The sequence below is a fragment of the Rahnella sp. 1L-D-7-B-C2 genome, from assembly GCF_057290995.1.
The window spans coordinates 146,747-162,089 of sequence record NZ_JBXAVQ010000001.1 but is presented as its reverse complement, the minus strand read 5'-3'; the positions used below and the strand labels follow the sequence as shown (position 1 = coordinate 162,089).

Genomic DNA, 15,343 nt, shown 5'->3' with positions numbered 1-15,343 from the left:
GAGCCACTATTAGAATAAGAAAATCTGGGGGCCGTGATGGATAAACCACTTACAAGCAAGCACATTCTTATCGTTGAAGACGAAGCCGTTTTCCGATCTGTGCTCGCTGGCTATGTGAGCTCCCTCGGCGCGACTTTCACAGAGGCCGAAAATGGCCTGCAGGCCCTATCCCTGATAGAAGACTTTCCTCCTGACCTGATCCTCTGCGATTTAGCGATGCCCGAAATGGGCGGTATCGAGTTTGTCGAAAACCTGCGTCTGCAGGGGAACAAAATTCCCGTTCTGGTGATTTCCGCTACAGATAAAATGACCGATGTCGCGACGATGCTGCGCCTTGGTGTCGAAGATGTGCTGCTTAAACCGATAAACGATCTCCAGCGGTTACGCGATGCGTTGCTGACCTGCCTGTATCCGAAGTTGTTTTCTTCTCAGGCGATGGAGGAAAGTTCACTGGTTCAGGACTGGGAAGCGTTGTGCCGTAATCCAAATGAAGCGCAACGCTTGCTCAAAGAATTACAGCCACCGGTACAACAAACGCTGGCCAATTGCCGCATTAACTACCGGCAACTGACGACGACGGATCATCCGGGACTGGTGCTGGATATTGCGGCGCTGTCATCGAAAGATTTGGGTTTCTATTGTCTGGATGTGACACGCGCCAATGAAAATGGCGTTCTCGCTGCGTTGTTGCTGCGCGCCATTTTTAACAGCCTGCTGCGTGAGCATTTGAGCGACCAGCATCAACGGTTACCGCAGATGTCTACTCTGCTTAAGCAGGTGAATCATTTATTCAAACAAGCAAACCTGAAAGGCCAGTTTCCGCTTTTACTCGGTTATTATCATGCCGAGCATAAAAATCTTATTCTGGTCTCGGCAGGCCTGCATGCGAATCTCAATACCGGCACCAATACCATTCAGCTGAGTAACGGCGTGCCGCTGGGCACGACGGGCGCAACCTATTCTAATCAGATAAGCCAGCGCTGTGAGGCGTGGCAATGTCAGGTGTGGGGATCGGGTGGGCGTCTGAGATTAATGTTGTCTACTGAGTGAGAACATTTCTCATCATGTAGAATAATGCCTTAATAATATTGAGCATTTCTCCCGCACGACTTTTCGTCTTAATGATTCATCACATTATTCTAAGACCTATCTTATGCAAAATATGCCTTTGCAGAGGCACTTACGTTTGAAACTGGTATAATGCGCCCAGAATTTTAGGTCTCAATTTCACGTAGTCTAAAAATGATGTTTAAAAATATATAATAGGAATTCGCTGATGAAAGTAACAGTTTTTGGTATCGGTTACGTCGGACTTGTTCAGGCGGCGGTTCTTGCTGAAGTCGGGCATGAAGTACTGTGCATCGATGTGGATGCAAAAAAAGTAGAAAATCTGAAAAATGGTCAGATACCCATTTTTGAACCAGGTCTAACCCCGTTAGTTAAACAGAACTATGAAGCAGGGCGTCTGTTGTTCAGCACCGATGCGGCTGAAGGCGTGGCGCACGCAACCGTTCAGTTTATTGCTGTTGGTACACCGCCGGATGAAGATGGCTCCGCAGATCTGAAATATGTGACTGCCGTGGCGCGTACCATCGCCGAACACATGACTGAACCCAAAGTGGTGATTGATAAGTCTACTGTGCCCGTCGGGACTGCGGATAAAGTTCGTGCAGTGATGACCGAGGTGCTGAAAAAGCGCGGTGTGGATATCGATTTCAACGTCGTTTCAAACCCTGAGTTCCTCAAAGAAGGGGCCGCTGTCGCCGACTGCATGCGCCCTGAACGTATCGTCATTGGTACCGACAATCCTAACGCCATCGATCCTATCCGTGAACTGTACGAACCCTTCAACCGTAATCATGACCGTATGATCCTGATGGATATCCGTAGCGCAGAACTGACCAAGTACGCGGCAAACTGCATGCTGGCCACCAAAATCAGCTTTATGAATGAGATGTCTAATCTGGCTGAAATGCTGGGTGCAGATATTGAGAAAGTTCGTCAGGGGATCGGCTCAGACTCCCGTATCGGTTACCACTTTATCTATCCTGGCTGCGGCTACGGCGGCTCTTGCTTCCCGAAAGACGTGCAGGCTCTGATCCGTACAGCAGAACATATTGGCTATCAGCCGAAATTATTACAGGCCGTGGAACAGGTGAATTATCAGCAAAAATATAAATTGCCGACATTTATTCAGCGTCACTTTGGTGAGGACCTCAAAGGTAAAACCTTTGCGCTGTGGGGCCTTTCGTTCAAACCTAATACTGATGACATGCGTGAAGCCTCCAGCCGTGTATTAATGGAACAACTCTGGGCAGCAGGGGCGAAAATCAAAGCCTACGATCCAGAAGCGATGAATGAAACTCAGCGGATCTACGGTCATCGCGAAGATCTTGAACTGATGGGCACTAAAGAATCCGCATTGCAGAACGCGGATGCGCTGATTATTTGCACCGAATGGCAGAATTTCCGCGCGCCAGATTTCGATGTCATCAAAAATGCATTAAAAGAGCCGGTCATCTTTGATGGTCGTAATTTATTCGATCCTGAACGTTTGGAAAAACGCGGGTTTACTTACTACGGCATTGGCCGTGGTGCATCAGTCAATCCGGTTCTGTAAGGAGTATTCATGAAATATCTGGTTACCGGCGCTGCGGGTTTTATTGGTTTTTACGTGTCACAACGTTTACTGGCGGCAGGTCATACCGTTGTCGGGATTGATAATCTGAATGATTATTATGACGTCAATCTGAAACTCGCGCGTCTGGCGCAGCTCGAAAATAAAGACGGCTTTTCGTTCATTAAGCTGGATTTAGCCGATCGCGGGGGTATGGCCGATTTGTTTGCAGAGCAGCGTTTTGACCGTGTTATTCATTTGGCTGCGCAAGCCGGTGTCCGGTATTCCATCGAAAATCCTTTGGCATATGCAGATTCTAACCTCATAGGATTTGTTAATGTTCTGGAAGGGTGTCGTCATAATAAAGTGGGTCACTTACTTTATGCTTCTTCCAGTTCAGTTTATGGCCTGAACAAGAAACAACCTTTCTCGACGGATGATTCTGTTGATCATCCTGTTTCACTGTATGCCGCGACCAAAAAAGCCAATGAATTAATGGCTCACACTTATTCACATCTTTATAGCCTGCCAACAACTGGATTGCGTTTCTTTACCGTCTACGGTCCCTGGGGACGTCCGGATATGGCATTGTTTAAATTTACAAAAGCCATCATCGCGGGCCAGAGTATTGATGTTTATAACCGCGGGGAGATGCGTCGCGACTTTACCTATATTGATGATATTGCGGAAGCGATTGTACGTTTGCAGGATGTTATTCCGCAGGCTCAGCCGGACTGGACGGTGGAGAATGGTTCACCTGCCAGCAGCTCTGCTCCTTACAGTGTTTATAATATCGGTAATAACAGCCCGGTGAAACTGACGGCCTACATTAGTGCGCTTGAGAAGGCGCTGGGGACCGAAGCCAGCAAGAACCTGCTGCCTATGCAGCCTGGTGACGTGCATGAGACCAGTGCTGACACACAGCCGCTTTATGAGGCCATCAACTTTAAGCCTGAAACGACAGTTGAGCAGGGCGTACAAAACTTCGTGGACTGGTATCGCGATTTCTACCACGTATAAACTGGCGTGGTGGACAAAGGCTGCTCAGGCAGCCTTTTTTGTTTCTGTTTATTCGGTTAAATCTTATAGTTTTTATCCATAAATTAAATTTTGATTTATGGATTAAGACGGTTCAGCTCTATTCAAATACCGAAACAAAAAACCCATCGCGATGGATGGGTTTTATCATGACTTACATTTGTTTCAATAAGAGCAATTACAGCAGGAAATCGTCCAGTGATTTGCCTTGCTCTTCGATTGCTTTCTTGATTACAGCCGGAGTACGACCCTGGCCGGTCCAGGTTTTGTTTTCGCCGTTTTCGTCGATGTATTTGTATTTAGCAGGGCGCGCAGCACGTTTAGCTTTACCCGCTGATTTGGTAGCAGCCATCGTTTGCAGCAATTCGTTAGGATCAATGCCGTCAGCAATCAGCATTTCACGGTATTGTTGCAGTTTACGCGTGCGTTCTTCAATTTCAGCAGCCGCCTGAGAATCTTCTTCGCGACGTTCGTTAACAACAACTTCTAATTTTTCCAGCATCTCTTCCAGAGTTTCCAGAGTGCATTCTCTTGCTTGCGCACGCAGAGTACGGATGTTGTTCAGAATCTTTAATGCTTCGCTCATTATACTAGTCTCAATTATATGGTGGGGGACGTTTGTGTAATAATAGATTGCTCTTCCCTGTTCTGCAATAGACAATTTGTATTACTGACTCTAATTTACGCATTTAAAGCAAATAATGATGATGCAGTTAAAATATAGATGAGTCTGGAGCCGCTATTTACCGGGGGGTTATAACCCTCTATCCAATACATTCCGCAGGTGTATTCTCAAGTGGAACTCTGCGCTGTATAACCGTATACGCATCCGGACAATTAAAACATTTACCCTAGGATCAATTGTAAGGATATGGATAGAAAGGGCATTAATGCCGCAATAAGCCGCAGCACAGCTGCCTTTTTAGGACTTCGCTGACCGGTTCTTTAATGTATAGACAAACCATTATCTTCACTGAAAATTACATATAAATGCCCGTCATGTAAGGTAATAAGCAGTTACGATAACTCTTACCCTTACGTAGGATTATAATTTCTGATTGTAAGTTTCTGTGATTTTCAAAATGTCGGGAAAGGTTATTCCGGGATCATATTGAGAACCGTAACGCGTTGTTATCCATGAGAGGGATTGTGGTACAATCCAAGCCGAAAAATTCCGCCTTCCAATACGTTACGGGGTTGCCGCTTCATGGCTCAGCTTTATTTTTATTACTCGGCTATGAATGCCGGTAAGTCTACGTCTCTGTTGCAGTCTTCATATAATTATCAAGAACGTGGCATGCGCACGCTGGTGTTAACCGCTGAGCTGGATCACCGGTTTGGTCTTGGGAAAGTCAGCTCCCGTATCGGGTTGTCGTCGCCCGCAGAGCTTTATAATAATGAGACTGACCTGTTTACCCTTATTGCTCAGGAGAGCGGCCCGCAGCGTCTTAACTGCGTTCTGATCGATGAGTGCCAGTTCCTGACGAAGGCGCAGGTGTCGCAGCTGACAGACGTCGTGGATGACCTTGATGTCCCTGTCTTGTGTTATGGATTGCGTACAGACTTTCGTGGCGAACTTTTTGAGGGCAGTGAATACCTTCTGGCGTGGGCGGATAAACTGGTGGAGCTTAAAACCATCTGTCACTGCGGTCGTAAAGCCAATCGTAACCTGAGACTGGATGAGAAAGGGCACGCCCTGCACGATGGCGCACAGGTCGTAATAGGCGGAGATGAGAGCTATGTGTCGGTCTGTCGCAAGCATTACAAAGAAGCGATGGCTGCTATTGACGATAACGATGCAATAAAGCCTGAGTAAGCTACGTGGTGGATAGAAAACGCGCCATGCGCGGATGTGTCGCCCCAAGATTTCAGCGTAAGAACGTTCGACGCTTTGTGAGAAGCAAATAAAAAACCCGCCAAGTGGCGGGTTTTTTGCTTACCGGAAACTCAGCAAGTTATTTTTTGCTGGTTTTCTTATCAGCTTTTGGTGCTGGTGCAGCAACTGCAACTTCATCAGCAACGTCTTCGTTATATTCGCGGCCGTAGAAGGTATCCATCAGAATTTGTTTCAGCTCAGCAATCAGTGGGTAACGTGGGTTAGCACCGGTACACTGGTCATCAAACGCATCTTCAGACAGTTTGTCTACTTTAGCCAGGAAGTCTGCTTCCTGAACGCCTGCTTCACGAATAGAGGTTGGGATACCCAGATCCGCTTTGATTTCGTCCAACCAGTTCAACAGTTTCTGGATTTTCTGTGCAGTACGGTCGCCAGGAGCACCCAGACCTAAATGGTCTGCGATTTCAGCGTAGCGACGACGCGCTTGTGGGCGGTCATACTGACTGAAAGCAGTTTGTTTGGTTGGGTTATCGTTAGCATTGTAACGGATAACATTGGAAATCAGCATGGCATTGGCCAGACCGTGAGGAATGTGGAACTCTGAACCCAGTTTGTGGGCCATGGAGTGACAGACACCCAGGAAAGCGTTGGCAAACGCGATACCCGCGATAGTTGCCGCATTGTGAACACGTTCGCGAGCAACCGGGTTTTTAGCCCCTTCGTGGTAGCTGGCTGGCAGGTTTTCTTTCAGCAATTTCAGAGCCTGAAGCGCCTGGCCATCAGAGTATTCATTCGCTAGTACTGAAACGTAAGCTTCAAGTGCGTGAGTTACCGCATCAAGACCACCGAACGCACAGAGTGATTTTGGCATGTTCATGACCAGGTTAGCATCGACGATAGCCATATCCGGAGTCAGAGCATAGTCAGCCAGTGGATATTTCTGACCTGTAGCATCATCGGTTACAACAGCAAACGGAGTCACTTCAGAACCGGTGCCGGAAGTGGTGGTGACGGCGATCATTTTCGCTTTCACGCCCATTTTCGGGAATTTGTAGATACGTTTACGGATATCCATAAAGCGCAGCGCCAAATCTTCGAACTGAGTGTTTGGATGTTCGTACAGCACCCACATGATTTTCGCTGCATCCATCGGTGAACCACCACCCAGTGCGATGATCACATCTGGTTTGAAGGAGTTCATCTGCTCAGCACCTTTACGCACAATGCTCAGCGTTGGATCCGCTTCTACTTCGAAGAACACTTCAGTTTCAATACCGTGGCCTTTCAGAACGCTGGTGATCTGGTCTGCGTAGCCGTTGTTGAACAGGTAACGGTCAGTCACGATGAAGGCGCGTTTTGCTCCGTCAGTCGCCACTTCTTCCAGTGCGATTGGCAGTGAGCCACGACGGAAGTAGATAGATTTTGGAAGTTTATGCCACAACATGTTTTCTGCTCGCTTCGCTACAGTTTTCTTGTTGATCAAGTGTTTAGGACCGACGTTTTCAGAGATGGAGTTACCACCCCATGAACCGCAGCCCAGCGTCAGAGAAGGGGCAAGTTTGAAGTTATACAGGTCACCGATACCACCCTGTGAAGCAGGGGTGTTGATAAGAATACGTGCAGTCTTCATTTTGTTGCCAAAATAGTTAACACGTTCTGGTTGGTTATCCTGGTCTGTGTACAGACAAGAGGTATGGCCGATACCGCCCATTTCTACCAGTTTCTCTGCTTTTGCTACCGCATCTTCAAAATCTTTTGCACGGTACATCGCGAGAGTAGGGGACAGTTTTTCATGTGCAAACGGTTCAGATTCGTCAACAACGCTGACTTCGCCGATTAACACTTTAGTATGAGCGGGAACTTTGATGCCGGCCATTTCAGCGATTTTCGCTGCTGGCTGACCTACGATAGCCGCGTTCAGGCCACCATTTTTAAGGATGATGTCGGAAACCGCTTTCAGCTCTTTACCCTGCAGCATGTAACCGCCGTGGGAAGAGAAGCGTTCACGTACTGCGTTATAGACAGAATCAACCACAATGATGGACTGTTCTGATGCACAGATTACGCCGTTATCGAAGGTTTTTGACATCAGCACCGAAGCAACAACACGTTTGATATCAGCAGTTTCATCAACAACAACTGGAGTATTACCTGCACCCACGCCGATGGCTGGTTTACCAGAGCTGTAGGCTGCTTTCACCATGCCAGGACCACCGGTCGCCAGGATCAGGTTGATGTCTGGGTGATGCATCAACTGGTTAGACAGTTCTACACTTGGTTCGTCAATCCAGCCAATAATGTCTTTCGGCGCACCCGCAGCGATAGCCGCTTGCAGAACGATATCTGCAGCTTTGTTCGTCGCATTTTTAGCACGTGGGTGTGGGGAGAAGATGATGCCGTTACGGGTTTTCAGGCTAATCAGCGCTTTGAAAATCGCAGTGGACGTTGGGTTGGTGGTAGGTACGATACCGCAGATGATGCCGATTGGCTCTGCGATAGTGATGGTACCGAAGGTATCATCCTGACCGAGGATGCCACAGGTTTTTTCATCTTTATAGGCGTTGTAGATATATTCTGAGGCGAAGTGGTTTTTGATCACTTTGTCTTCGACAATACCCATACCGGATTCTTCAACAGCAAGTTTTGCCAGCAGAATTCTCGCATCGGCAGCAGCCAGGGCGGCGGCAGCGAAGATCTTATCTACTTGTTCTTGACTGAAGTTGGCATATTCACGCTGTGCCTTTTTGACTCGGGCAACCAGCGCGTTCAGTTCGGCGACATTTGTTACAGCCATAATGCTCTCCTGATAAAGTTAAACTCTTTTAGTAAATAACCTGCCAGAGATTAGTATAGCCTTGCTATCTTACACCGTGAGAAAGTAATTAATGCTATCATTCTCAATGTGTTATCTCTGTCTCTTTATTTGCTCAAAGAGCTTTCAGTCGTGTAGCACCTGTAGTAGATAAATTGCCATTCCGCGCCATCTTATGAACGTTTATGTCAGAGCCTGTTCGTAAGTACCGGTGAGTGACTATGCGCAAAGCTTACCTATTTGTAGGGAGGAGGAATTTGATCTGGATCACTAAACACCGATGCTGACACCTTTCAGCTGGGGTTTATTGAGAATAATTATCAAAAAATACCTAATCGCCTACAAATTAGCAGCCATTTAGGGCAGCAACATTACACTTATTTAACAAAAGTGTCATTCACTGCTTTTTATTGAAATTCTGGTGATAAATACCATGAAACGACGTGGCGCCTTCATTGCAATTCCAGTACATTAGCGCCCCATCAAGACCTTCATCTACTGGCATTTTGTGCGGAGTTCTGCGTGAGCCAATCTTTATTAGATTTTTCAGGCTATATCAAATTTTTCGTCGGGCTGTTTGCACTGGTGAACCCTGTCGGGATCCTGCCTGTTTTCATTAGTATGACCAGCTATCAGGCAGCGGCTGGCCGTAATAAGACCAATATGACGGCTAACCTGTCGGTCGCCATTATATTGTCGACGGCATTATTTCTCGGCGATGCCATTCTTCACCTGTTTGGGATCTCAATTGATTCATTTCGCATTGCCGGCGGCATCCTGGTAGTGACCATTGCGATGTCGATGATAAGCGGCAAGCTGGGCGAAGATAAGCAGAACAAACAAGAGAAGTCGGAAACGGCGATCCGTGAAAACGTCGGTGTTGTTCCTTTAGCCTTACCTCTGATGGCGGGGCCGGGGGCGATCAGTTCGACAATCGTCTGGAGTTCTCGCTACAACGGCTGGCAAAACCTGCTCGGTCTGACGCTGGCGATCATGTTTTTCGCGTTCTGTTGCTGGCTTTTGTTCCGTGCCGCGCCTTTGCTGGTACGTTTGTTGGGGCAAACCGGCATCAACGTCATTACCCGAATCATGGGTTTGTTGCTGATGTCTCTGGGGATTGAGTTTATTGTCACCGGGATAAAAGCTATTTTTCCCGGCTTGCTCTAATCAATAAGCAGACAAATTATCGCGAAAACGCTGATGTGTTTTCGCGATAATTATTACTTCCTCTTATAATGCCATGCATTAATATAGTGCAGCTAATGGCGTAAATAAGAGCGTTTGCACCCAAATGTAGCGTAAACTCCCTTCTCATACTTCATTTCACTCCAAGCCTTCATTTCTTATAATAAACTTAGCTATTTTTTTGCTTAATACACTCCTTTCCTGCCCGTTTTGCCGTTAATTTATCCACATCATTCTGTAAGGCTTGTGCAGGCCGTATCGAGATGTTATTAGTGTTAACACAGCAGTTAACAGGGCATTATCCTTGAAATGCGCAGATTGTTAACTGATTGTGTCAGCCGGGTTGTTGAGCAAGCTGTAATGCATTTTTGAATTGAAGAGATTGCTAATTTTTAATCAAAATCAGTGAGTTAAATGCACTTTGTTTGTGCTGTACTTAGTAGGCTCCAAACGCTCTGCAACGCATAAAAGAGAATTACGTAACAAATTTGCAAAATTAATTGGCGCCGGTATCGGGCTTCTGATAATTTTCAAAACGTCTTCACAAATGGAAAATTGTTTAGAGTCATGCTCTAAGTGAGAACGAATCTTGCAAGGCATAGAAAGATTGAAGCAGTTTCATTTGTTTTTGGAGAGCGAAGTGTCGCAATACGTAACGCAAATTTATCCTCAGTCGCTTTCTCTTTTCAGGAAGACAGGCTTTGCGTTGCTGGCATTACATAGCCTTGTGTTGAATCTTCCCGTTAAGCAAAACAAATCTTCAGTTCTTCTTCTTATTTGATTCCCGCCGTTTGATGATGCCGGGAGGCTTTCGGCTTTACGGGTGAAAGCCAAAAAACTTTATTGAGTAGGAATAGGAATATCAGTATGCGACGGCCTGGTTTATCCCCGAAGTCAAAATCGGCGGTGAGCGGGGCGAGTCAAATGGAGGGGATCATCCTTAACGATCTCTGAAACCGCATGGCGCTTAACAGCCTGACGTTTCAACGGCTTCACGTAGTAAGAGGGGACACCATCTGTGGATGGTGACGAAATGGGGGAGTTTCTGAGCAATTCGTTCCTGCTTGTGAAATCCGTTAACCCGGAAAGGGTTTATCTTGCGCCAGAGCGCGTAAGTTCATAATAAAAATTGGAGTTGAATGACAATGACCAACATCACAAAAAAAAATCTGCTGGCTGCCTGCATCATGGCTGCGGTTGGCGCCATATCTATCAATACCGCCTTTGCTGCTACTGTGCCTGCCGGTGTGACGCTGTCAGACAAGCAAGAGCTGGTGCGTAATAACGGTTCAGAAGTTCAGTCTCTTGACCCGCATAAAGTTGAAGGCGTTCCGGAATCGAACGTTATCCGTGATTTGCTGGAAGGTCTGGTAAATACCGACAGTAAAGACGGCAGCGTCATTCCTGGCGTCGCTACCAGCTGGGAAAACAAAGATTTCAAAGTCTGGACTTTCCACCTGCGTCCGGAAGCTAAATGGTCCAACGGCGACCCTGTTACTGCTCAAGATTTCGTGTTCAGCTGGCAGCGCCTGGCTGATCCAAAAACTGCCTCTCCGTATGAAAGCTACCTGCAATACGGCCACATCGAAAATATCGATGACATCATCAGCGGTAAGAAAAGCCCTGATACCCTGGGTGTGAAGGCGATTGATGACCATACCCTGCAAGTGACACTGACCGAACCGGTCCCGTATTTTGTTAAAATGCTGTCCCACACCGCGATGAAGCCGGTGAACAAAAGCGTTGTTGAGAAATTTGGCGACAAATGGACTCAGCCAGAAAACTACGTCAGCAACGGCGCCTACAAACTGAAGGCCTGGACCGTCAACGAACGTATCGTGCTTGAGCGTAGCCCGACTTACTGGGACAACGCCAAAACTGTCATCAATCAAGTTACTTATCTGCCAATTTCTTCTGAAGTCACAGACGTTAACCGCTACCGCAGCGGCGAAATCGACATGACATATAACAACATGCCGATCGAACTGTTCCAGAAACTGAAAAAAGAAATCCCTACCGAAGTGCACGTTGATCCGTATCTGTGTACTTACTACTACGAAATCAACAACCAGAAAGCACCGTTCACTGATTCACGCGTACGTGAAGCGCTGAAACTGGGTCTGGATCGCGACATCATCGTGAACAAAGTGAAAGCGCAAGGCGATCTGCCGGCGTACAGCTACACCCCTCCTTACACCGACGGCGCGAAACTGACGCCTCCGGCCTGGTTCAAAGAAACTCAGGATCAGCGCAACACCGAAGCGAAAAAACTTCTGGCAGAAGCGGGTTACACACCGGCCAAACCACTGACCTTCGAACTGCTGTACAACACGTCTGATTTGCATAAGAAACTGGCGATTGCCGCAGCCGCTATCTGGAAGAAAAACCTGGGCGTGGACGTGAAACTTGTCAACCAGGAATGGAAAACCTTCCTGGACAGCCGTCATCAGGGCAACTTCGATGTAGCGCGCGCCGGCTGGTGCTCTGACTACAACGAACCGTCTTCCTTCCTGAACACCATGCTGTCTGACAGCAGCAACAACACCTCTCACTATAAGAGCGCGGCGTTTGATAAAGCGATCGCGGACACCCTGACGGCGAAAACTGACGACGAACGTGCGGGTCTGTATCAGAAAGCGGAAACTCAGCTGGATAAAGATTCTGTGATTGTCCCTGTGTATTACTACGTGAACGCGCGTCTGGTGAAACCATACGTTGGCGGTTACACCGGTAAAGATCCACAGGACAACGTCTACGTGAAAGATCTGTACATCATCAAACACTAATACGTGAGGAAACAGGGCATCCCCGAGCTGCCCTGTTTTTATTTGATGAAGGTAATGCTTATGGCGCGAGTATTCAGCGCCATAGCAAAGAGCCACTACGATGAGCCGCACACGCGGGTCATCGTGACCAAGCCAAAAACTATCAAGCTGTAGTGACAGGCTTAGAAACAGGTACGGGCAATGTTAAAGTTTATTTTACGCCGCTGTCTGGAAGCGATTCCGACGCTTTTCATTTTGATCACCATTTCGTTTTTTATGATGCGTCTCGCACCGGGCAGCCCTTTTACGGGTGAGCGTAATCTTCCACCAGAAGTGATGGCGAACATTGAGGCGAAATACCACCTCAATGACCCAATCTATAAGCAATATTTCAATTATTTAGAACAGCTGGCCAAAGGCGATTTCGGTCCGTCGTTCAAATATAAGGATTACACCGTTAATGATCTGGTCGCGGCTTCTTTCCCGGTTTCGGCGAAATTAGGACTGGCGGCATTTATCATGGCGATTGTTTTTGGTGTGACGGCGGGGGTTATTGCTGCGCTGAATCAAAACACCAAGTGGGATTACACGGTGATGGGAGTGGCGATGACCGGGGTGGTTATCCCGAGTTTCGTCGTCGCACCGTTACTGGTGCTGATATTTGCCATTACCCTGAAATGGTTGCCGGGCGGTGGCTGGAACGGCGGGGGGGCCAAATACATGATCCTGCCGATGGTCGCACTTTCACTGGCTTATATCGCCAGCATTGCGCGTATCACCCGTGGTTCAATGATAGAAATCCTGCACTCCAACTTTATCCGCACAGCACGCGCTAAAGGCTTACCGTTGCACCGCATTATTTTGCGCCATGCACTTAAGCCTGCACTTTTGCCAGTCCTGTCTTACATGGGGCCTGCGTTTGTGGGGATTATCACCGGTTCGATGGTTGTCGAGAGCATTTTCGGATTGCCGGGCATCGGCCAGCTGTTTGTTAACGGCGCTTTAAACCGTGACTACTCGCTGGTACTGAGCCTGACTATTTTAGTGGGCGCATTGACCATTTTATTCAATGCGATCGTTGACGTGCTGTACGCCGTCATCGACCCGAAAATCCGTTATTAATGCCGGAGTACGTCAATGATGTTAAGTAAAAAAAACAGCGACGTTGTCGAGAACTTCACCGAGAAACTGGAAGTTGAAGGCCGCAGTTTGTGGCAGGATGCGCGTCGTCGCTTTATGCATAACCGCGCTGCAGTCACCAGCCTGATCGTTCTGGCCTTTATTGCCCTGTTCGTGGCTTTCGCTCCGTTCTTATCACAGTTTGCCTACGATGATACCGACTGGAATATGATGTCGGCCGCGCCTGATATGGCTTCACACCACTTTTTCGGGACTGACTCCTCAGGCCGTGATTTGCTGGTTCGTGTGGCGATCGGCGGGCGTATCTCGCTGATGGTGGGTGTTGCCGCTGCGCTGGTGGCGGTGATCCTCGGGACGTTGTACGGTTCGTTGTCCGGCTATCTGGGCGGTAAGATTGACTCCGCCATGATGCGTTTGCTGGAAATCCTCAACTCTTTCCCGTTCATGTTCTTTGTTATCCTGCTCGTGACTTTCTTCGGACAGAACATCCTGTTGATTTTCGTGGCGATCGGCATGGTGTCGTGGCTGGATATGGCACGTATCGTGCGTGGCCAGACCCTTAGCCTGAAACGTAAAGAATTCATCGAAGCGGCGTTGGTCAGCGGTGTGAGTACGCGCAATATCGTGTTGCGTCACATTGTTCCCAACGTTTTAGGTGTCGTAGTGGTGTATGCGTCATTGCTGGTGCCAAGCATGATCCTGTTCGAATCCTTCCTGAGCTTCCTGGGTCTGGGTACGCAGGAGCCGCTGAGCAGCTGGGGCGCATTGTTAAGTGACGGCGCCAACTCGATGGAAGTTTCACCTTGGTTACTGCTGTTCCCGGCAGGCTTCCTGGTTGTAACTCTGTTCTGTTTCAATTTTATCGGCGATGGCCTGCGTGATGCCCTCGACCCGAAAGATCGTTAAGGAGTGCAACCATGAGCACTATTGAACAAATTCAAGCCAACGCGGCACCGGCTTCTGCCCTGAAAGGCGAGATGTTGCTGGACGTGAAAGACCTGCGCGTCACTTTCGAGACGCCTGACGGCGATGTTACTGCGGTAAACGATCTGAATTTCGACCTGCGCGCCGGTGAAACCTTAGGGATAGTGGGTGAATCCGGTTCCGGTAAATCCCAGACTGCGTTTGCACTGATGGGCCTGCTGGCCAGCAATGGCCGTATCGGCGGCTCAGCGAAATTCAACGGCCGCGAAATCCTTAATCTGCCGCAAAAGGAGCTGAACAAGCTGCGCGCTGAGCAGATTTCGATGATTTTCCAGGATCCGATGACCTCGCTGAACCCGTACATGCGCGTCGGTGAGCAGCTGATGGAAGTGCTGATGCTGCATAAACACCTCAGCAAACGTGAAGCCTTTGAAGAATCTGTACGTATGCTGGATGCGGTAAAAATGCCGGAAGCCCGCAAGCGTATGAAAATGTTTCCTCACGAATTCTCCGGCGGTATGCGCCAGCGTGTGATGATCGCGATGGCGCTGCTGTGTCGTCCGAAACTGTTGATCGCCGATGAACCCACCACGGCTCTGGACGTGACCGTCCAGGCGCAGATCATGACGCTGCTGAATGAACTGAAAGCTGAGTTCAACACCGCGATCATCATGATCACACACGATCTGGGCGTTGTTGCCGGAATCTGTGACAAAGTGCTGGTGATGTACGCAGGCCGTACTATGGAATATGGCCGCGCCCGCGACGTGTTCTACGAACCTTGTCATCCGTACTCCATCGGTCTGCTGAATGCTGTTCCGCGTCTTGATGCAGAAGGCGGCGCCATGATGACCATCCCAGGTAATCCGCCAAACCTGCTGCGTCTGCCAAAAGGCTGTCCGTTCCAGCCGCGTTGTCCGCACTCAATGGATATTTGCGCCACAGCGCCACCGCTTGAGCGTTTCGGTGAGGGTCGTTTGCGTGCCTGCTATAAGCCGCTGGAGGAACTGGTATGACTGACAATA

The 15,343-nt window shown here is 48.4% G+C and carries 11 protein-coding genes; 9 read left to right on the top strand and 2 right to left on the bottom strand.

All coding sequences use genetic code 11. From position 1 onward, the window contains the following. Nucleotides 1-36: 36 nt before the first annotated feature. The 3 genes from rssB (at nt 37) to AC0Z7K_RS00730 (ending at nt 3,637) form a co-directional block, all read left to right on the top strand. On the top strand, nt 37-1,050 hold the full coding sequence (gene rssB, locus AC0Z7K_RS00740) for a two-component system response regulator RssB (RefSeq protein ID WP_413528632.1): 1,014 nt from the start codon (nt 37-39) through the stop codon (nt 1,048-1,050). 226 nt (nt 1,051-1,276) lie between these two features. Continuing rightward, entirely contained in the window at nt 1,277-2,620 is a 1,344-nt protein-coding gene (locus AC0Z7K_RS00735; protein WP_485612311.1) for a UDP-glucose dehydrogenase family protein, read from the top strand. 9 nt (nt 2,621-2,629) lie between these two features. Further along, nucleotides 2,630-3,637: an NAD-dependent epimerase gene (locus AC0Z7K_RS00730; protein ID WP_485612309.1), complete on the top strand. Its 1,008-nt coding sequence runs from the start codon at nt 2,630-2,632 to the stop codon at nt 3,635-3,637. A gap of 196 nt (nt 3,638-3,833) precedes the next feature. Here AC0Z7K_RS00730 and hns read toward each other — a convergent pair whose 3' ends face one another. Continuing rightward, nucleotides 3,834-4,241, bottom strand: coding sequence for a histone-like nucleoid-structuring protein H-NS (gene hns / locus AC0Z7K_RS00725; protein ID WP_056780802.1), 408 nt, complete (start codon nt 4,239-4,241; stop codon nt 3,834-3,836). A gap of 621 nt (nt 4,242-4,862) precedes the next feature. Between hns and AC0Z7K_RS00720 the strand changes: the two genes are divergently transcribed. Further along, nucleotides 4,863-5,471: a thymidine kinase gene (locus AC0Z7K_RS00720; protein WP_485612308.1), complete on the top strand. Its 609-nt coding sequence runs from the start codon at nt 4,863-4,865 to the stop codon at nt 5,469-5,471. A 139-nt stretch (nt 5,472-5,610) separates the two neighbouring features. Here AC0Z7K_RS00720 and adhE read toward each other — a convergent pair whose 3' ends face one another. Then, nucleotides 5,611-8,286 (bottom strand): bifunctional acetaldehyde-CoA/alcohol dehydrogenase, encoded by a 2,676-nt coding sequence (adhE, locus tag AC0Z7K_RS00715; protein WP_485612307.1) that lies wholly within the window; start codon nt 8,284-8,286, stop codon nt 5,611-5,613. Between the two features lie 540 nt (nt 8,287-8,826). Here adhE and AC0Z7K_RS00710 point away from each other — a divergent pair. The 5 genes from AC0Z7K_RS00710 (at nt 8,827) to oppD (ending at nt 15,334) form a co-directional block, all read left to right on the top strand. Further along, the gene (locus tag AC0Z7K_RS00710; RefSeq protein WP_112165637.1) at nt 8,827-9,471 is read left to right on the top strand and encodes a YchE family NAAT transporter; all 645 of its coding nucleotides are present in this window, start codon (nt 8,827-8,829) and stop codon (nt 9,469-9,471) included. Nucleotides 9,472-10,634: 1,163 nt separating this feature from the next. Next, nucleotides 10,635-12,275, top strand: coding sequence for an oligopeptide ABC transporter substrate-binding protein OppA (oppA, locus tag AC0Z7K_RS00705; protein WP_413528637.1), 1,641 nt, complete (start codon nt 10,635-10,637; stop codon nt 12,273-12,275). A gap of 180 nt (nt 12,276-12,455) precedes the next feature. Then, nucleotides 12,456-13,376, top strand: coding sequence for an oligopeptide ABC transporter permease OppB (gene oppB, locus AC0Z7K_RS00700; RefSeq protein ID WP_112165640.1), 921 nt, complete (start codon nt 12,456-12,458; stop codon nt 13,374-13,376). 15 nt (nt 13,377-13,391) lie between these two features. Next, a complete protein-coding gene (gene oppC / locus AC0Z7K_RS00695; RefSeq protein WP_413528639.1) occupies nt 13,392-14,300 on the top strand; it encodes an oligopeptide ABC transporter permease OppC in 909 nt (302 codons plus the stop codon). 71 nt (nt 14,301-14,371) lie between these two features. Further along, nucleotides 14,372-15,334, top strand: coding sequence for an ABC transporter ATP-binding protein (gene oppD / locus AC0Z7K_RS00690; RefSeq protein ID WP_413528651.1), 963 nt, complete (start codon nt 14,372-14,374; stop codon nt 15,332-15,334). Nucleotides 15,335-15,343 lie beyond the last annotated feature (9 nt).